Below are 19124 nucleotides of genomic sequence, written 5' to 3'. Positions count from 1 at the left end.
GAACAGAGCTTTTCCAATATTTCTTTCAATCGCTCTGGGGCCACAGTAGATAGTTTTTTTCTCGCTAGATTAAAGTGTAAATTACTTTCTTTTGAAACAGTAAAAACTTGTCCTGTAGATTGAAAGGTCAAATTCCTAGTCGCTCCGCGGCAAATCGGAATATGTGGGTCTTCAGGATTAAGATGAATAGCAATGGCATATTCATACCTGTCTAACCAATTTTTATTTTCATCCTTTGGAATATAAGTGACCCCAAAACCTTGCGGGAAGTGGCCAACAATTTGAACAAAATGATTGGCCATTATGCTATTAACCGAGCCATGTTCAGCGGCTTTGGTGATGACTTTAGCGGCTTTTGACATATCACTGTAATCAGCATTTTCCTTTGTAGAAAAAATAATTGAACTATAAATTTGCGGTATTTTGATTATGTTTCCTACGTCTAATTTAGGTTTAACCGCATCAACAACTAAAGTCCGAATAAACTTTAGTTTTGTTTGTTCGTTTTTATCAAACTCTACTCGTTCTGCTTTAGAGTTCCCAACATATTGTTCTGCTCCTAGCCCATATTCTAGGTAGTCTAGCGTGTGTTTATGATTGAGTTTTAGTAAACTTATTCGGGTGTCTTTTTCAAGTAACCTAAACTCGTCTGATTTACCATCTTCACCTTTTAAAAGCAGTTGAGCGTCAGGATGTTGTATCCCTACATCTTGAAAAATAGCGGTGATCACAATTGGTAAACACACGGCTTTTTGAAAAGGAGTCAGTTCAGCTGATTTTTCACTGTACCTGTTGTTTTCGTCGTAGTGTTTAACTATGTGCGGGTATGTGATTTTTGCATCAATAATTAACTTATCCAATAAACGAAGTGCTAATACAGCTTTATAAGCTGGTTTCAATCTTTGATGTAATTCTGGTAATTTTTTACCAGTCCGAGGAGATTGTAAAAATAAGGTGCCTAACACCTTTGCGCTATTTGTCTGAGCTTCTTGCCAATCTTCACCTTCACAGGTTTGAATTAAATCAGTACAAACTTGGATAACCTTATCTCGTCTAGCAAGTCTTAAACTTTGTTGGTTAGCGAGTTCAGCTTTGTATTTTCGTTGGATAACTTTAAGAGGGCCTTGTAATTTTGACTTGGCACTGTCTGGCGCTTCGATGTACTGCTGCTCTGCGGCTTGAACCTCAGATGCTAAACTTTTTACTTTGCGTTTGTTTTGTTCCGCTGTCGAAAAATAAACGGCTGCTTGTTCAAATAAGGAGTCTTTTACTGGTGTTTGGCTATAAATTAGCTTTACTAAGTTATTGATTAACTTAGTTGAATTAGACTCGCCTATTGTTCCATGCATGTATTTTCCAGTACCATTTCTAAAGCTTAGAAGGTCAATATATCCTAAATTTGTATTTGTGGATAAAAAAATTCGTTTTTTACGGGTGAATTTTTATGTGGGTGTATAATAACGCATAACTAAATTCAAGAAGCGCTGATATTTACAGTGTAATAATAGGTATAAGAGCATTAATAATGAAATTTGTAATTGGTAAATTTAGCAACGAAGTGTTTCACGCCTTAACCAAAAAAGAACTCACACTGTTGTTTAAATTGGTACCCAAAGAATGGACGAAACCTATTACAGGCGTTGTGTTGAGCGCCAAAATTTTTAGCAAAACCAAAGTTGAACAAGCTGTTTTCTACACAGATAAAACCAAGCAGCTCTCCATTTTGTCCAGAGGTTTGGATCGTCAAGACATTGCCAGACAAGTGTTAATTGAATTGGCGGTTGTGGGTGGTGAGTTAGACCCAATTAACCCAAATAAAGCGTCAAAAGAGCAAGTCGTGGCGCTAGATACTTTAATAAAACCTTATATGGACAAATTCTTAAAATCCCGGATTTAATTTTCTAGTTCTAGCTTTCTATTCTTGGCTTTCGATTCTATTTAATACCTTGCCATCTTTAAAAGAAGCAATGTTTTTAGCGATAAGAGCCAGTAACCTTGCCTGTGCTTGGTTACTACCCCAAGCAATGTGGGCTGTGATTTTTAAGTTGTTAACTGGATTTTTATGCTGTTTTTCGGAGATAGCTTTTAATAACACATGGTCCGCTGGTGGTGGTTCTTGTTCTAAAACATCTAATGCCGCATAAGCTATGACTTTGTTTTGTAAAGCACTGAGTAAATCCTTACTGTTTACCACAGGACCACGGGCTGTGTTGATTAACATGGCAGATGGTTTCATCTTGCTTAAGGTTTGGCTGTTAATTAAGTTTTCTGTGTCGGGGGTTTGTGGGCAATGTAAACTCAGTACGTCAGAATTAGCTAATACTTGTTCAAAAGATTGTCTGCCGTCTCTTATTTTTGTGGCATTAGGTCGTTCAGCAATAATCACTTGCATACCAAATGCTTGAGCAATTTGGGCTACTGCTTGACCTAAATTTCCATAACCCACTATACCTAGGGTTTTACCATTTAGTTCGTCAAAACCATTACCGTGATAACAAAAGGTATCTGAATTTTGCCAAGCTTCTTGGTTCGTATTGTGGTTGTGATGACTGGTTTGGCTAAAATACTCTAACATCTGAGCAAACACATACTGGCTAACCGAAGGGGTCGAATATCCACTCACATTACACACTGCTATACCCAAATTTTTTGCGGCATTTAAATCAACATTGTTAGTCCCTGTAGCTGCAATACAAATGAGTTTTAGCTTGGGTAATTGTTTTAATATCTCTGCTGTCAATACCACCTTATTGGTGATGATGACTTGAGCATTTTGGCAACGAGCTAGGACTTCGGTCGAAGAGGTCGTGGCAAAACAGGTGAGTGAATCGACTTCTTGTTCTATGTCTTTTAATGGTAAGTACGAGTGAAAGGTTTGTTGATCTAAAAATACAGCTTGCATGCCGAGGCTCTTTACTGATTAATCTTGGCCAAAAAGCTTACGGATATGGAGTTATAACCTCAAGAAAAAATACATAATTTGTTAGTATATCAAAGTTTTATTGAGCCACAGCGACCTGATTTCGCCCATTAGTTTTGGCTTGATATAAAGCATTGTCAGCATTTTTTAACCCTTCGCTAATTCCACTAGTAGTACAGTCGGATACGCCGAAACTAGCAGTGAATGTAATGTCTCCTTGGGATGTTGGAATTGATATTAACTCGGTATTTTTTCTTAACCTCTCAGCCGCGAGTAATGCTTTTTCTAACTCTATGCCTGGTAATAAAGCAACAAATTCTTCCCCTCCAAATCGGGCAAATAAATCTTCAGCTCTAAGCGTTGCTTTTAGGGTTTTACTAAATTCAATAATCGCTAAGTCACCTACGTCATGGCCATAGGTGTCATTTACATTTTTAAATTTATCGATGTCACAAATTAAGATGGTCAGCGCTTCATTTTTACGTTTGGCCGCACTTAATAATATCTGACTTTGTTCGCTGAAATATCGTCGATTAAAGACGCCAGTCATAGCATCAGTGACGGATTGTGTTCTATGTAAGACTACAAGGTCATTCATGAACATGGTTAATATGGTTCCAATAAAAATGACAATAATTAACATGGTACCGATTGCTGCATAAGAAACGTAAAGCTTGTATGAGCTAAAAATATACGGAGTAAAGAGCAGGTAAGTTGCAAGGAATAAAATAGTTCCAATACCAGTGATAGTAGAGGTGGAAACTTTACTAGTTGTTCTGTTTTTAATAAGTAACTTAAATGCAGCTATTAAACTAACAATAACAGCAGCAACGTTGAGCATATTTGAAATATAAATGGGTTTGTGAAAATACGTTGCCAAATCGGGAAATATGAGATGGTAATGGGAGTTGAGCAGGGAAAATATTATGCCTGCTAACCAGAATGATGGGGTCTTATAAAATGTAATTTTACGTTCGAATCTAGTCTTAAAAGCGTAATAGAGCAAATTAGAGATAAAGAAAAAATTAATCGACGATATGAGTGCTTTTAAAGTCCAAGGAAATAAACTAGAAAAAATAACAATTACATAATCTATAGTTAAAAAAATAAATAAACATTGAAAGTATTTTATCGAAGTTTTATTTTCCCCAATATATTTTGCCGGTGAAAAAAGTAAAAAGAAGCAAGTAGCAATTGACGACAAAATGATAGTGATAGCAATTGAAAGTATTATTGAGTCAATATCTCGCATCTTAAATATCCTTATTACATCAAATGTTTTTGTACAATATTTAACGTTGATTTTTCTAACATCAAGGTTACTTCGTATTCAAAGCTTATTAGCAATATCTTACTACTTTGCCTTGGCTCCTAGATTACTTCAATTTTAAATTGGACTGGTTGGATGATTAAAAAAGCCCAAATAATTTTCATTATTTGGGCTTTTTAATTTTTAGTGATTCTTTTTGGTAATTAGCCAATCAATCTAACCGTTGTGACATGTTCGATATTTCTAATCGCTTCTATTACGTCACCATTAGTCATCTTTTCAACATCTAGGATGTTATAGGCTAAATCTCCGCGACTTTTGTTCATCATATCTACAACATTCACGTTATGATCGGCGAGCACAGATAACACACTGCCTAATACTTTTGGTACGTTTTCGTTAGTGAAAACAATACGTTGCCCTTCTACTCTTGGCATGGCAGCAGCTGGAAAATTCACCGAATTTTTAATGTTGCCATTCTCAAGGAAGTCCATGATTTGGTCTGCGGCCATAATCGCACAGTTTTCTTCTGCTTCAGCAGTAGACGCACCTATGTGCGGCATGGCGATGACATCGTCGCGACCGTAAAATACCGGTTCAGGGAAATCACACACGTAAGTACGTAGTTGCCCTTTGTCTAATGCTTTAGCAATGGCTTGTGGGTCTACAATGGATTCACGAGCAAAGTTAACTAACACTAAACCTGGTTTAGCTTGGGCAAGGGCATCTTCATTGATCATGTTTAAGGTGGGTTTAATCGCCGGTACATGAAGGCTGACGTAATCACAACGGGCTAATAAAGCATGCATGTTTTCTGCACGTTGTACGTCACTTGATAAGCGCCACGCAGCTTCAATTGATAGTGCTGGATCGTAACCTACGACATTCATGCCTAAAGCAAGGGCCATATCAGCCACTAGAGAACCAATAGCGCCCAAACCAATAATACCTAAGGTTTTGCCTTTTAACTCTTGACCAGCAAATTGTTTCTTTTGGGCTTCAAGAGTTTTATGAAGCTCACCTGCATCACTTATATCATGCAAAGTTTTTACATGATCAATCCCATTTTTGATACCACGTGAACTTAACAGCATACCTGCTAACACTAATTCTTTTACGGCATTTGCATTGGCGCCGGGCGTGTTAAATACCACTATGCCTTTTTTGCTGTAATCTTCTACCGGTACATTGTTTACGCCAGCACCGGCGCGGGCAATGGCTAATACAGAGTCCGGTAGCACTTCATTATGTAATTTATGACTGCGTAGTAAAATGGCATCAGGGTGACCAATGTCTGAGCCTACTTCGTATTTCTCACGGCTAAAACGTTCTAAGCCTTTAATAGATATTTGGTTAAAGGTTTTAATTTTATTCATGTTAATCCTTATTTGTTCTTATTCTTATTTTGGGGAGCTTACTAGGCTGATTTAACTAGCAGATTTGACTTCAGAGTAAGCCCATTCTAACCATGGCAATAAAGTTTGTAAGTTACTGTTTTCGATAGTAGCACCACACCAAATACGCAATCCTGCGGGCGCATCGCGGTATGCACCTATGTCATAGGCCACGCCTTCAGAGTCTAATAATTTAACCACTTCTTTTACTTGTTCAGGGCTTAAATCTAGGCTTAAACATACACTGGAATTAGAACGGATGTTTTCGTCTTGGGCTAAGAAGTCAATCCAATCATGTTTTGCTACAAATTCTGACACAGTCGCTAGGTTAGCATCACATCGAGCAACAGTTCCTTCAACACCACCAACAGACTCAACCCAACTAAGGGCATCTAAATAATCAACCACACATAACATAGATGGTGTATTGATAGTGGCACCGGTGAATAATCCTTCAATTAATTTACCGCCTTTTGTCATGCGGAAAATTTTAGGAAGTGGGCGAGGAGGAGTGTAACTTTCAAGTCTTTCAACTGCCCGTGGGCTTAAAATTAACATACCGTGACCACCTTCACCGCCCAGCACTTTTTGCCAACTGTAGGTAATAACGTCTAGTTTTTCCCAATTAATGTCTTGGGCAAATACAGCTGAAGTAGCATCACAAAAAGTTAAACCTTGGCGATCGTCACTGATCCAATCTGCATTTGGTACTTTTGCGCCTGAAGTTGTGCCATTCCAAGTGAATACCACGTCGTTGTCACAATTTACCTCGGACAAGTCTGGAATTTGTCCATAGTCAGCACTTAATACGCGAGTGTTTTCTAATTTTAATTGTTTGGTGATGTCGGTTGCCCAACCTTGTCCAAAAGACTCCCAATACAAAACATCAACTGGGCGTTCGCCCAACATTGACCACATGGCCATTTCCATCGCACCTGTATCTGAAGCTGGTACGACTGCAACACGATAACCTTCTGGTAAACCCAATACTCTTGCTGTGTCTAGACAGGCACTTTTTAGGGCTTTTTTACCGACTGTTGCGCGGTGAGACCGACCTAAAACAGACAGGTCGAGTTTGCTTACGTCGTATCCTGGGCGTTTAGCACAAGGGCCAGAAGAAAAGTTAGGGTTAGCGGGCTTTAAACTTGGTTGCATGAAATTTCTCTAGGTAAAATTTATGTGAAATGTTTGTTGATTAAGAATACAAGGATTGGGGTGCTTAACCAATAATCAAGTGATATGAATTATATTTGTTTGGTGTTAGCGGCTGTTGATTTTTACGTGGTTTTTTGGGGCCATGTATAATCGAATCATAGATACACCACCAAACACTGTCGAATGGTGGCAATCTATTTAATGTAATTTTGAAAAGCGGAGCTTTAGGTTAAAACGCTAGTTGATAACCCACAGTCCACATATTGTCCATTTCCATTTGTACACCATTAACGTCTTGGCTTAATGGAATTTGATACTCAAACGCTAACCTATGCTTACCTGCAACTACAGTGTTAAAGCCTAATGCTAGATCTAACATTTCGCCGCCATAATTCGCTGGATTCGCTGTGGTAACAGGCGCCATAATTATGCTATCCATTCCTCTGATTTTACCTGAGTGGCTGTATTTTAGGCGAGCTGACGTGCTTAACACATCTGATACTGCATAAGCCGCCCAGGCTGTCATTTGTAACTTGTCACCTACTTTATACTCTTGGTCATTGTCATTTAGTGGGCTGGTATACAAGCCTTGAGCTCCCCAACTGTATTGGTCATAAAAACCATTATAGGTGAGTCCTAGTTCACCTTGATGACTGCCACTACTTAATTGCATGCCATAGGGTAAACGCATTGTCATACGCATATTCATTGGGGTTAATACTTCGGCAGTTTCCTCTTCAGAGCCAGTTGGAATAATCCAACCAATATTGGCGTGTAACTTATGTTTACCTGAGTCAAACAAGCGATAAAGCATTGCGAGTTTACTGTCTGCTAAGCCAGAACTAGCCGTGTCAAAGTTACCTAGCGTGTTGGTTCCCATGCCCCCTTGATATGTGGTTAGGCTCATGTCTTTGTCTACGTAATTAATCATAGCCATTAAAGTCATGTTATTCGTTGGCGCATACATAAAACCCAACATGTGCATTTGGGTACTCATGTCTTGGGGAACCACTCTAACAGTAGGTGGAGACATAGGAGGATTGGCGAATGGGTTTGCTACAGAAGTTGCGATTTGAGCATTTGAAATGCTCTTACTTCCTTGCAAGTTACCAGACATTTCCATATTCATCATTCGATAAGACATCATATATTCGCCCTTAGAATGGGTATGATCTCCCATTACTCCAATAGGTGCGTGGGTTATTGCTCGAGTCGATGAATGAGATGTGTCTGCTAAAGATGAAAAACTGACTAAACCGGTCGCAATAAGACCAAGTGTCAAACAGGTGTGCTTAAACATGTATTTTTCTCTACAAAAATTAATTGAAATGCAAAATGTGTTTTGGTTTTAGCGACTAAGCCGCGAATTGCATTTTTGTAGGAGGTGCACGTGAGGTGGCAAGTTGATGTTTTTTGGCTGTGTATTGAGCATTGATATAATCAATGACCGGGTTGGTTAATGTCGCAAACTCTAGCGTGGTTTGCGGCGTGAATAAAGCTTGGTTTGAAGAGTTGTCGTTAAGGTAAGAATAAGAACATTTTATATGTTCAAAACCTTCTGGTGCGTTTTCCGGTGGCTCAACAAACTGGATTTCGCCTGTTTGTTCAAAAATGGATACTGACATCCATTTAAAGGTGGAGCCAGTACAAATCAGTTCTACATCTTGGTTACTAAAAGTTTTTGCTTGAGATAATAAAGACGAAGCAGCAAACAAGGTGCCTACACTGTTAAAAAACAGAGCAAAGACTAAGCACAGTAAAACTGATTTGTTTTTTATTGTTCTATTTAGAAACAAAAACTTGGACTCGAAGACTAACTTGTTGATTATTCTATAGGTGAAACTGCTAAAAGCTCAAGGGCTAATTTTGTCCTTTTGATTTTTCAGTCATTCACTAATTTAACTTTCTGTTTACCTAAATGCGTTGATACGTTTACAAGTCATGGTGTTTGCTTCAACATTGTTCTACAACAATAATTTTAATTTAGGTGCCTGTTTTGACTCAAAATACTGACAATATGTTATTTATCGTTTTGGTGAGCTGTGTTGCTACCATAGGTGGTTTTTTATTTGGCTTTGACAGCGGCGTAATCAACGGAACAGTTGATGGTTTAAGTGCAGCGTTTAATTCCGATAGCATGGGAACCGGTTTTAACGTAGCAAGTATGTTGCTAGGTTGCGCTGTAGGTGCTTTCACTGCTGGGCGTTTAGCGGACAAATATGGGCGAAAATCTTTACTGATTGTGGCCTCTGTTTTATTTATTGTCAGTGCTTGGGGCTCTGGTATAGCTGGTTCTTCAATTGAATTTATTGTTTATCGTATTTTAGGTGGTTTAGCAGTAGGTGCTGCGTCTGTAATGACACCAGCCTATATTAGTGAAATTGCTCCGGCTCGACTACGTGGTCGTTTATCTTCTATTCAACAAGTAGCCATCATTACAGGTTTGTTCTGTGCTTTTGTTAGTAATTACTTTTTAGCTGATATTGCTGGTGCTTCTACTGCCAAATTTTGGATGGATTACGAAGCCTGGCGTTGGATGTTCTGGATAGAATTAATTCCAGCTATATTATTTTTCGCGTTATTAATGTTGATCCCTGAAAGCCCTCGATATCTAGTGCTAAACAAAAAAGACCAACAGGCAGAGCAAGTTTTAAAGCGCTTGTATGGCGCATCTGGTCAACAGAAGTTAACAGAAATTCAATCTTCCTTAGCTGGAGATCGTCATGAGCCTAAATTATCTGATTTAGTCGACAAAGCGACAGGAAAAATACGCACAATAATGTGGATTGGTATTGGGCTAGCAACTTTGCAACAACTGGTGGGTATCAATGTCGTCTTTTATTATGGTGCAGTATTGTGGCAAGCCGTTGGTTTCTCAGAAGCCGATGCACTTTTGATTAATGTGATAAGTGGTGCGGTAAGCATCGCAGCTTGTGTGATCACTATGTATTTAATTGACAAGGTAGGCCGTAAGCCATTTTTGATGATTGGCTCCATTGGTATGGCCGTTACCTTAAGCACTATGGTATTTGCTTTTTTAAACGCCGGTGTTGATGCGTCTGGTGATTTAGATATGGGCGAGTTCGGCACCTTAGCTTTGATTGCAGCCAATGCTTACGTATTTTTCTTCAACTTATCATGGGGCCCAATAATGTGGGTAATGTTAGGTGAAATGTTCCCTAATCAAATCCGTGGTTCAGGCTTAGCTGTTGCCGGTGTGGCGCAATGGGTGACTAACTTTATTATCACTATGACCTTCCCAATATTACTTGCAGGTGTGGGTCTTGCAGGAGCTTATGGCTTGTATTCTGTCTGTGCGATTATTTCAGTGTTCTTTGTTGCCAAGTTTGTTTACGAAACTAAAGGTAAAGAATTAGAAGAAATGCAGGGATGATGCACAGAGAATGAATAAACGGAAAAAACTCTATAATTTATTGGTTCTAGTCGTTTGTTTGGCTTTGGCTCCCATTGCCAAGGCCGACCTTGTTTTGCCTTCTTTGTTTAGTGACCACATGGTGTTACAAAGAGATAAGCCTGTTCTATTTTGGGGCACGACAGATCCTAAACAAACCGTGACCGTTTCAATCCAAGGTCAGAAGGTATCCACTCAAGCTGATTCGGCTGGGAACTGGGAGGTGCACTTTCCTGCCACTGCCAAAGGTGGGCCTTTCAAGGTGTCTATTCTTGCTGATGATTCAGTTCAGTTAAACGATGTCTATTTTGGCGATGTTTGGATTGCGGGTGGGCAGTCAAATATGGAATGGAAATTGGGCTGGCAAGTGAATAACTTTGAGCAAGAGTTATTAGATGCTAATTATCCTGCTATTCGTTTTTTTGATGTACCTAATACCGTGTCTCACAAAAAAGAAAAAGCTTTACCTGCTAGTGAGTGGAAATTAGCTAATGCTGAAAACGCCGCAGAGTTTTCTGCCGTTGCATGGTTTTTTGCCAAGCGGTTACACCTAGAAGAAGATGTCGCTGTAGGTATTCTTGAATCAAATTGGGGAGGCACACCAGCAGAGGCATGGATGGATGCCGACGCAGCCAAATTGGTGCCAGGATACAAGCAAAGGGTTGCCGACATAGCAAAAACTAAAAACTGGCCTACTGTGTTTGCTGAAAATGCAAAACGACAAAAACTTAAGTATAGCCTTATTGGTGATCAGCAAGCTGTATTAAATACCGGAGCTTATAAGGCGTCTACTGACGTATCCAATTGGAAAAAAGTTTCTATTCCTACCACTAAGCCTATTACAGATTTTGTCTGGTTACGTAAAAACTTCCATTTGACCAAGCAGCCAAGTGATGATGTCACTATTAACTTGGGATATATCGAACAGGAAGGTTTTATTTTTGTTAATGACAAACTGGTGGGGAAAAAAACGGGGCAAGATTCAAATACTCGTTTCACTTTAGATAAGACTGTATTCAAACAAGGTGAAAATCTAGTTGCGGTGCGTTTGGTTAACAGTTGGAATAATAAAGTTAAGTTTGGTCGAAGTGGTGAACTTTGGGTTACAACCCCAGATGAAAAAATCAACCTAGAAGGCCAGTGGTTGTATAACAATACCATTGAGCAAACTATGCCTAAGGTGAATAATTATTACCATACAGCCAGTTTTTTATACAACGCCATGTTACACCCATTATTGCCATTCGGTAGTAAAGGTGTGATCTGGTATCAAGGTGAAAGTAATGCCCATGAACACGCTTTATACCAAGCGTTATTCACGAGTATGATCACTAACTGGCGTGCTAGGGCAAACAACCCCACCATGCCATTTTTGTTTGTACAACTGGCTGCTTTTCTACAACCAAGTGACTTACAACCAAAAAGTGGCTGGGCTTATTTACGGGACGCCCAAAGACAAACTTTAGCGTTAGAGAATACCGGAATGGCAGTGGCTATCGATGTGGGTGAAGTAAACGATATTCACCCCAGAAATAAACAAGATGTTGGTCATCGTTTATGGTTACAAGCTGCCAATAAAGTTTATGGCAGAGATATAGTGGTCAGTGGCCCAAATTACCTAAGTCATAAAATAAATGCTGACAAAGTGACTATTAACTTCGACACAGCGAAAGGCCTAAACACAATAGACTCTAACGCGCCAAGTGGATTTATTATCGCCGGAAAAGACCGGAAGTTTTATGTGGCTGAAGCATCCATTAAAGGCAATCAAGTGATTGTGTCTAGTTCTCAGGTACCTAAGCCTAAAGCGGTGCGTTATGCTTGGGCTAATTACCCAAATGTGAATCTAGTTAATTCGGACAATTTGCCAGCTGTTCCTTTTAGAACTGACGATTGGACAATCGATAAGGTCCATTAATTATCTTGTTTTAAAAACATCAAAGGCCTCATCTGAGGCCTTAGTTATGAGGGAGGTAGGTTAATTACTGTGCTTATTCGCGATAAGGTTTTAAGGTAATAATCGAACCGTCTTCTCGATATTGTATCTCTGCCATTTTGACAGAACGCAAATGGGTTACGCCACCTGATAAGGAAGAGTCGTGATAGAACAAATACCATTTACCTTCAAATTCGGCGATAGAGTGGTGGGTTGTCCAACCTAATACTGGTTCCATTATCTTGCCGCCATAAGTGAAAGGACCGTATGGGTTATCACCTGTCGCGTAACATAAAAAATGGGTGTTACCTGTAGAATAAGAAAAGTAATATTTTCCGTTGTATTTATGCATCCAAGCAGCTTCAAAAAATCGTCTATCATGATCTCCAGCTAATAAAGGCTGACCATTTTCATCTAAGATTTGGATTTCTTGAGGGACTTCTGAAAACTCCAACATGTCATTGCTCATTTTTGCAATGATAGGGCCTAAAGCTGGTTCATTATCTTCCGGCTCATCTCTGTCTGCTTGATATTCATTGTTGCGATAATTTTGCAACTGACCGCCCCAAATGCCACCAAAATACATATAGAACTCGCCGTCATCATCTTCAAAAACCGCAGGATCTATAGTGTAACTACCCTTAATCGCTTCAGGTTGGGCTTTAAATGGGCCTACTGGAGAATCACTGACGCCAACTCCAATTTGAAATATTCCATCGGCTTTTTTCGCTGGGAAATACAAATAATATTTACCCCCTTTTTTAGCTGCATCTGGTGCCCACATTTGTCGTTCTGCCCAGGGTACATCCTTAACATGTAATGCTTCACCATTGTCTACCGCAGGACTGTCTAAGGATTCCATTGAAAGCACATGATAATCTTGCATATCAAAGTGATCGCCGTTGTCATTGAATGGAATGCCACCTTCAATGTCGTGAGATGGATAAATATATATTTTCCCGTCAAATACATGGGCTGAAGGATCAGCTGTATATATGTTTTCAACTAGTGGTTGAGAAATAGCCTTGGCTTTTAAGGCTTGTAGTTCTTCTTTAGGTAATAACTCTTCAGACATGTTTTGTACTCATTGTTTTAATAAGCACAACCAATAGTGTGGTTGTGCTTAGGTTTTACTGACTAATTTGAATGTAAGGGATTAATCTGCTTGGCGTCTAGCGGTCAAGTCTCGTTCTATTTGTTGTTCCATTGCTTTGTTAATGCTGTAGGCAAATAGACAGGCTACTGCCAAATAAAATGGGATTGAGGCAAATATGCTAACCGATAACTTAATACCGTTGATGGTATCTGGCATTTGCTGCACCAAATCTGCGCTGTAATTATAATAATCAAGAATGCTAGCAAGTATTGATGAGCCTAGAGTAAGTCCAACCTTTAGCCCGACTATCATGGCCGAAAATATAATGGCGGTTGCTCTGCGGTGAGTTTTCCATTCAGAATAATCAGCTACATCGGCAATCATGGCCCACAATAATGGGGTAGAAATACCGTAGAAAAAGCCATGTAATATTTGCGAGGTAAAGACAGTGCCAATGGCGTCAGGTGGATAGAAATAGAAGACCGAAATAAATAGGGTCGACATAAATAGCGAAGCACCAAATACTTCACGTTTTCCGTATTTATCTGCAAAGGATTTAGAAAAACCAATGCCAATAATCATAAAAATAATGCCACCGGCATTAAACAAAGCAAAACCAGACGTGGCTGGATCTTCAGGCCACTTAAACTCGGTTAAACCAATACTGGTTAATACATTATTTAAACCATTTATAAAGCTATTAAAACCAACGTTTTCTAAAAATAGGGCTATTTGTGCAGCATCTAGGTAATTTTCAAAATAGAAAATATACATGCCGCCTTTTAAGGCTAAGGTGACAAAAACTAGTATGGTGATAATCAACATCATGATCCAAGGTTTATTACTGAATAAATCTTTAAGATCCTCGGCAATAGTCGACTTTTGTTCTGGTTTGGGTACCACTCTTTCTTTGGTGGTCCAAAAGGTAATTAAAAACATGATAACGCCAGCTATTGATAAGAAAGTCATAACCTTCTCAAAGCCCAACGCTTTGTCTCCATCGCCAGCTATCAGCACCAACGGCAGCAGTAATACTTGAATAATAAACTGGGCAACCATTACCGCTACAAATCGATAAGCAGACATGCTGTTACGTTCTTGCATATTGCCAGTGATTACACCACTTAAGGCTGAATAAGGGAGGTTGTTGGCAGAATAAACTAATAACAATAACAAATAGGTAATAAAGGCGTAATAGATCTTACCGTCTGGGCCAAAATCTGGCGTACTGAATGCCATTAATGCGAGCACCCCAAAAGGTACTGCTGTCCATAATATCCATGGTCTGAACTTACCCCAGCGGGTTTGAGTTCTATCGGCAATCATACCCATAACCGGGTTGAAAAATGCAGCGACAAGTCCACAGATAAAAATAACTTTAGTGGCTGATTCAACGGGAATTTTATAAACATCAGTGTAAAAAAATGCAATAAATGTGACTAAGGTTTGAAAAACCAAGTTTGCGGCTAAATCACCTAAGCTATAGCCAATTTTTTCGGTGACAGAGAGTTTTTTGGTACTGGCAGTCATATGTTAATCACTTGTTAATTGTTATGATTTGACCATTGTATGGATTCTGTAAAAAATTCATATTGCCAAATTCATTATTAGAGTTATTTTTTGTTTTTGGATAACAGCATGTTCAAATTTTGTATCTTCAGGGTTGCTCTGTTTATGCCAAAAAATTAAGAATTGTTAGTTCGATTAAATTATGAAGAGACTTTTATAACTTTACATTTGGCTTAATTTTTCGAGTTGTTTTGTATTTAAAATGACTAGTTTTCCATACTTAAGTTTGATTACTTGATTAGCCTGTAGTTCTTGTAAAATCCGATTTACTGTTTGCCTAGTGCTGTTAATTAATTGAGCTAACGTGTCTTGTGATACGACTAATTCATAGTTTTGTTGTGGGTTGTTTTGTAGCTCCAACCCTTGTTGCATTAATAACAACCTTTTACAAAGCTGCCCTTTTAAAGACAAACATCCCGTTTCGTCGATTAACATAAAAGTTGTACGTAAACGTTGGCACAATAAGTTCATAAAGTATGGGTACCATTGGCTGTTTTTTTTGAGTATTTCATCAAAGCTGCTCTTGGATAATTTGAGTAAAGTGGTTACACCTTCAGCATGGGCGTCGTGGGTACGAGGTAAACCGTCAAATAAAGATATTTCACCAAACCAATTGCCGGGTTGCATCCAAGTGAGTACCAACTCTTTACCTTCTAAACTGTAGTTACTAATGCGGATACGACCACTGAGAACACAATGAAACCCATCAGCTAGGTCATGCTTTTGGTGCAGACATTGTTGGTCGTTTAAGGTTTTGATTTTACTTTGTTCAATCAAGGTTGTTGCTAACCTATCTGGTAAGCTGCAAAACCACTGACTTGAAGAAAGTATGTTGTGCATATACTCAAAAGTGAACGTTTCTGTATTGGCCATGGCAACCTCGATTAGATTGAAATTCATTCAATTGTCACATAGGCGACAGTTTAAACTAAGTTGTCTCGATAACCTAAAGCCGAAACTTCAAATTAATAGAGTGTAAATATGACTTCTTCGGTAAAAGATTTAGTAAGCGAGCAAGAATGGAAAACCCGCGTAGACTTAGCTGCGTGTTATCGTGCTGTGGCTATGTATGGTTGGGATGATTTGGTCTTTACCCACATATCAGCGCGTATTCCCGGTCCAGATCACCATTTTTTAATTAATCCCTACGGCATGATGTTTGAAGAAGTGACAGCTTCTAGTTTGGTTAAGGTGGACTTACAGGGCAATAAAGTCATGGAATCTGAATATGATATTAATCCTGCTGGATTTATCATACATAGTGCTGTGCATGAATTTAGAGAAGATGCTAAATGTGTTATGCACCTTCATACGCCTGCTGGCATTGCTGTGTCTGCTACTGAAAATGGCTTGTTGCCTTTGAGTCAGCAATCTTTGTTTGCGTTGTCTTCTTTGTCTTATCATAACTATGAAGGAGTGGCGCTTAACGAGGATGAAAAGTCTAGATTAGTGGCTGATCTCGGCACAACTAACTTTATGATCTTGCGTAATCACGGTCTGTTAACCTGTGCAGAGACGATTGCAGATGCGTTTATTTATATGTATTTATTGGAGTGTGCTTGTCAAATTCAGCTTAAAGCACAATCTACCGGACAAAACTTAGTTGTTATTCCAGAACAAATTTTGGCAGGTATCCAAGCTCAAGCAAAACAAGTTACACGCTCCGCTGGTGGTACATTGGCGTGGCCGGGTATCTTACGTAAATTGGATAGAACTAATCCTGGATATAATAACTAAGAGCCATTTGGATTATTGAACCACAAATGTACGTGTAATAATGTGGCTATTCTGATGATTCGATTAGCTATTATTTAATGAAAATATATTACGAAGACAGTATGCCATATGCGGCTGAGTTCTTTTCTGACTTGGGTGAGAGTGTGAAGTTTTCACACAAAACTATTACCCCTGAAATGATTGCTGATGCCGATGTTTTATTAACTCGTTCAACGACTAAAGTCACACCTACATTATTAGCCAAGGCCAATAAACTTAAATTTGTTGGTACAGCAACGGCTGGCACTGACCACGTAGATAAAGATTTCTTGCAAACTAAAGGTATTCCTTTTGTTTCGGCTGGTGGTTGTAACGCTGTCGCCGTAGCTGAGTATGTATTAAGTACTTTGTTTGTCATGCAATCAAAGTTTGATTGGAAGATTGAAGGAAAAACGGTTGGTATAGTCGGGGCAGGGCATGTTGGTACTGCGCTAGCGAAACACTTAACTGCATTAGGCATTAAGTACAAACTATGTGATCCACCTTTACAAGCTGCAGGCGATTCTCGTGACTTTGTAGACATGCAAGAAATCATGCAATGTGATGTGATTAGTTTGCATGTACCTTGGATTAAAGACGGGCTTTATCCTACTGAAAATATGTTTGATAGGGAGAGGTTGTCGCAACTAAACGAACAACAAATTTTGATCAATGCATGTCGAGGTGAAGTTTTAGACAATCAGGCTGTTCTAGAACTTTTTCAACAAGGTCACACATTTCATTTAGTGTTAGATGTTTGGGATAATGAGCCGAATATTCAATTGGATCTTATTCCTTACACCAGGTTAGCCACTGCGCATATTGCCGGTCATACCATTGAAGGGAAAGCGCGAGGAACTGAGATGTTGTACAGCGCTTTGTGCAAATTGATACAAGCGCCTACTAACAAAAAGCTGTCAGATTATTTACCTACCGCAGATAAAAGTCACGTCAAGCTTGAAAATAATCACGACTTTTGGCCTTTATTGGCTGATTTGGTGTTAGATGTCTACAATATTGCCGAAGATGACCGTCAATTTAAACAATTGGTTGATAGTGGTGAGCAGTTTAGATATATCCGAAAACACTATCCTATAAGAAGAGAGTTTTCTGCAATACAGGTTAATACTGGAAATTTTGCTCATTCGAAGGCAATCTACGACCTTGGATTTTTGTGTTAAAATAATAAGCGCAAAAAACTACCAATATAATTATTTAATTTAAATTTTAGGAGTAATGTAAACATGTCTCGGGCCTTTGATGTCGCAGTGTTGGGCGCTACTGGATTAGTAGGACAACATATGATCGAAATTCTTGAACAAAGAGGATTTCCGGTCAACAAACTTTATCCATTAGCGAGCGCACGATCTGCAGGTGGTAAGGTGACCTTCAAGGGAGAAGAAGTTACAGTTTTAAATGCTGATGAGTTTGATTGGAGTCAGGTTCAAATTGGTTTCTTTTCTGCTGGTGGCAGTGTTTCTGAAAAATTTGCTCCTATTGCCGCTGAAGCTGGATGTGTTGTCATCGATAACACCTCTCATTACCGTTACGAACCTGATATTCCTTTAGTGGTGCCAGAAGTGAACCCTCACGCTTTAGCTGATTTTCGTAATCGTAATATTATCGCTAATCCAAACTGTTCAACTATCCAAATGATGGTCGCGTTAAAACCGATTCAAGATGCTGTTGGTATTGATCGAATTAATGTCTCTACGTACCAAGGTGTGTCTGGAGCGGGCAAAGAAGCCATGGACGAATTAGCCAAACAAACAGCTGATTTGTTAAGCGGTAAAGAAGTGAAGGTTGAATCTTTCAGTCGTCAAATCGCTTTTAACGTTATCCCGCAAATTGATGTGTTTACTGATAACGACTACACCAAAGAAGAAATGAAAATGGTGTGGGAAACTAAAAAAATTATGGGTGACGAAACTATTTTGGTTAACCCAACAGCGGTACGTGTACCGGTATTTTTTGGTCATGGTGAAGCCATTCATATTGAAACTCGTTCACCTATTGATGCAGAAGAAGTTAAGGCTTTATTGGCAGATGCACCAGGTATTGAATTAAGAGCTGACAGGGAAGAATTCCCAACTCAAGTTGGCGATGCTAGTGGTAAAGACGGTGTTTTTGTTGGCCGCGTGAGAAATGATATTTCTCATCCAAATGGCATTAATATGTGGGTAGTTTCTGACAATGTACGTAAAGGCGCAGCGCTAAATAGCGTGCAAATTGCTGAAGTGTTAGTTCGCGACTACATGTAAAAAATAGTTATTTAAGCACCTCGAGCCACAATCCCATTGTGGCTCTAATGATTTTTCTCTTACTGCCGATTAAACATACAAGTATTGATATTATTTTAGCTGCACGTTGACGGTATTTTAGAGCTCCAATCAAAGTGTTATGTATTATAGATCAAACAGTGTATCTAGTTTATAGTTGGTGAAAAGTACCAGTTTCAGTAAACTTGGAATACGAATTGCTAAATTGCTAGTAAATAAATTAAATATGTCATTAAATTGACTATTTTTAAGAACAATTAACTGTTTAATTTATAACGACAAAAAGTTTTGTTTGAGTTAACTATGGTCGAGCAAGCCGCCAAGTGTTCTGTTGGTTA

General features: G+C 38.9%; 16 protein-coding genes. 6 read left to right on the top strand and 10 right to left on the bottom strand.

The genetic code is table 11. From position 1 onward, the window contains the following. A partial coding sequence (locus tag ACSHXM_RS04905) for a hypothetical protein (RefSeq protein ID WP_435687618.1) occupies positions 1 to 1349 on the bottom strand: 1349 nt, incomplete at its 3' end. Between the two features lie 176 nt (positions 1350 to 1525). On the opposite strand from ACSHXM_RS04905, the gene ACSHXM_RS04900 reads away from it, so the two are divergent. Then, entirely contained in the window at positions 1526 to 1897 is a 372-nt protein-coding gene (locus tag ACSHXM_RS04900) for a hypothetical protein (protein ID WP_435687617.1), read from the top strand. 18 nt (positions 1898 to 1915) lie between these two features. On the opposite strand, the gene ACSHXM_RS04895 is transcribed toward ACSHXM_RS04900, so the two are convergent. The 6 genes from ACSHXM_RS04895 to ACSHXM_RS04870 form a co-directional block, all read right to left on the bottom strand. Next, positions 1916 to 2902 (bottom strand): D-2-hydroxyacid dehydrogenase, encoded by a 987-nt coding sequence (locus tag ACSHXM_RS04895; RefSeq protein ID WP_435687616.1) that lies wholly within the window; start codon positions 2900 to 2902, stop codon positions 1916 to 1918. A gap of 97 nt (positions 2903 to 2999) precedes the next feature. Continuing rightward, a complete protein-coding gene (locus ACSHXM_RS04890) occupies positions 3000 to 3563 on the bottom strand; it encodes a GGDEF domain-containing protein (protein WP_435687615.1) in 564 nt (187 codons plus the stop codon). 830 nt (positions 3564 to 4393) lie between these two features. Next, the gene (locus tag ACSHXM_RS04885; protein ID WP_435687614.1) at positions 4394 to 5566 is read right to left on the bottom strand and encodes a phosphoglycerate dehydrogenase; all 1173 of its coding nucleotides are present in this window, start codon (positions 5564 to 5566) and stop codon (positions 4394 to 4396) included. Between the two features lie 51 nt (positions 5567 to 5617). Further along, positions 5618 to 6739, bottom strand: coding sequence for a phosphoserine transaminase (locus ACSHXM_RS04880; RefSeq protein WP_435687613.1), 1122 nt, complete (start codon positions 6737 to 6739; stop codon positions 5618 to 5620). A gap of 229 nt (positions 6740 to 6968) precedes the next feature. After that, positions 6969 to 8039: a transporter gene (locus tag ACSHXM_RS04875; protein ID WP_435687612.1), complete on the bottom strand. Its 1071-nt coding sequence runs from the start codon at positions 8037 to 8039 to the stop codon at positions 6969 to 6971. Positions 8040 to 8094: 55 nt separating this feature from the next. Next, entirely contained in the window at positions 8095 to 8454 is a 360-nt protein-coding gene (locus tag ACSHXM_RS04870) for a hypothetical protein (RefSeq protein ID WP_435687611.1), read from the bottom strand. Between the two features lie 281 nt (positions 8455 to 8735). On the opposite strand from ACSHXM_RS04870, the gene ACSHXM_RS04865 reads away from it, so the two are divergent. Together ACSHXM_RS04865 and ACSHXM_RS04860 are read left to right on the top strand one after the other, a co-directional pair. Then, positions 8736 to 10133: a sugar porter family MFS transporter gene (locus tag ACSHXM_RS04865; protein WP_435687610.1), complete on the top strand. Its 1398-nt coding sequence runs from the start codon at positions 8736 to 8738 to the stop codon at positions 10131 to 10133. Between the two features lie 10 nt (positions 10134 to 10143). Then, positions 10144 to 12069, top strand: coding sequence for a sialate O-acetylesterase (locus tag ACSHXM_RS04860; protein ID WP_435687609.1), 1926 nt, complete (start codon positions 10144 to 10146; stop codon positions 12067 to 12069). 73 nt (positions 12070 to 12142) lie between these two features. Here the strand turns inward: ACSHXM_RS04860 and ACSHXM_RS04855 are convergent, their stop codons facing one another. The 3 genes from ACSHXM_RS04855 to ACSHXM_RS04845 all read right to left on the bottom strand — a co-directional run bounded on the left by ACSHXM_RS04855 (position 12143) and on the right by ACSHXM_RS04845 (position 15652). Beyond that, positions 12143 to 13162 (bottom strand): glycoside hydrolase family 43 protein, encoded by a 1020-nt coding sequence (locus tag ACSHXM_RS04855; RefSeq protein WP_435687608.1) that lies wholly within the window; start codon positions 13160 to 13162, stop codon positions 12143 to 12145. Positions 13163 to 13243: 81 nt separating this feature from the next. After that, positions 13244 to 14713 (bottom strand): MFS transporter, encoded by a 1470-nt coding sequence (locus ACSHXM_RS04850; protein WP_435687607.1) that lies wholly within the window; start codon positions 14711 to 14713, stop codon positions 13244 to 13246. A 201-nt stretch (positions 14714 to 14914) separates the two neighbouring features. Next, a complete protein-coding gene (locus tag ACSHXM_RS04845; RefSeq protein WP_435687606.1) occupies positions 14915 to 15652 on the bottom strand; it encodes a Crp/Fnr family transcriptional regulator in 738 nt (245 codons plus the stop codon). Between the two features lie 81 nt (positions 15653 to 15733). Here ACSHXM_RS04845 and ACSHXM_RS04840 point away from each other — a divergent pair, with 81 nt between their 5' ends. From ACSHXM_RS04840 to ACSHXM_RS04830, 3 genes are all read left to right on the top strand, one after another. After that, a complete protein-coding gene (locus tag ACSHXM_RS04840) occupies positions 15734 to 16489 on the top strand; it encodes a class II aldolase/adducin family protein (RefSeq protein WP_435687605.1) in 756 nt (251 codons plus the stop codon). 77 nt (positions 16490 to 16566) lie between these two features. Then, entirely contained in the window at positions 16567 to 17688 is a 1122-nt protein-coding gene (locus tag ACSHXM_RS04835) for a 4-phosphoerythronate dehydrogenase (RefSeq protein WP_435687604.1), read from the top strand. 63 nt (positions 17689 to 17751) lie between these two features. Further along, entirely contained in the window at positions 17752 to 18768 is a 1017-nt protein-coding gene (locus tag ACSHXM_RS04830) for an aspartate-semialdehyde dehydrogenase (protein WP_435687603.1), read from the top strand. Positions 18769 to 19124 lie beyond the last annotated feature (356 nt).

This window comes from Paraglaciecola sp., from assembly GCF_051252315.1.
Taxonomy (GTDB): Bacteria; Pseudomonadota; Gammaproteobacteria; order Enterobacterales; family Alteromonadaceae; genus Paraglaciecola.
The sequence above is the reverse complement of the archived record's forward strand: the minus strand, read 5'-3'. Positions and strand labels throughout refer to the sequence as shown.

Excerpts from the sequence above, each read along its gene's own strand:
- ACSHXM_RS04900 (WP_435687617.1), top strand. The coding sequence starts at position 1,526 with ATGAAATTTGTAATTGGTAAATTTAGCAACGAAGTGTTTCACGCCTTA.
- ACSHXM_RS04895 (WP_435687616.1), bottom strand. The coding sequence starts at position 2,902 with ATGCAAGCTGTATTTTTAGATCAACAAACCTTTCACTCGTACTTACCA.
- ACSHXM_RS04890 (WP_435687615.1), bottom strand. The coding sequence starts at position 3,563 with ATGTTAATTATTGTCATTTTTATTGGAACCATATTAACCATGTTCATG.
- ACSHXM_RS04885 (WP_435687614.1), bottom strand. The coding sequence starts at position 5,566 with ATGAATAAAATTAAAACCTTTAACCAAATATCTATTAAAGGCTTAGAA.
- ACSHXM_RS04880 (WP_435687613.1), bottom strand. The coding sequence starts at position 6,739 with ATGCAACCAAGTTTAAAGCCCGCTAACCCTAACTTTTCTTCTGGCCCT.
- ACSHXM_RS04875 (WP_435687612.1), bottom strand. The coding sequence starts at position 8,039 with ATGTTTAAGCACACCTGTTTGACACTTGGTCTTATTGCGACCGGTTTA.
- ACSHXM_RS04860 (WP_435687609.1), top strand. The coding sequence starts at position 10,144 with ATGAATAAACGGAAAAAACTCTATAATTTATTGGTTCTAGTCGTTTGT.
- ACSHXM_RS04855 (WP_435687608.1), bottom strand. The coding sequence starts at position 13,162 with ATGTCTGAAGAGTTATTACCTAAAGAAGAACTACAAGCCTTAAAAGCC.
- ACSHXM_RS04850 (WP_435687607.1), bottom strand. The coding sequence starts at position 14,713 with ATGACTGCCAGTACCAAAAAACTCTCTGTCACCGAAAAAATTGGCTAT.
- ACSHXM_RS04845 (WP_435687606.1), bottom strand. The coding sequence starts at position 15,652 with ATGAATTTCAATCTAATCGAGGTTGCCATGGCCAATACAGAAACGTTC.
- ACSHXM_RS04840 (WP_435687605.1), top strand. The coding sequence starts at position 15,734 with ATGACTTCTTCGGTAAAAGATTTAGTAAGCGAGCAAGAATGGAAAACC.
- ACSHXM_RS04835 (WP_435687604.1), top strand. The coding sequence starts at position 16,567 with ATGAAAATATATTACGAAGACAGTATGCCATATGCGGCTGAGTTCTTT.
- ACSHXM_RS04830 (WP_435687603.1), top strand. The coding sequence starts at position 17,752 with ATGTCTCGGGCCTTTGATGTCGCAGTGTTGGGCGCTACTGGATTAGTA.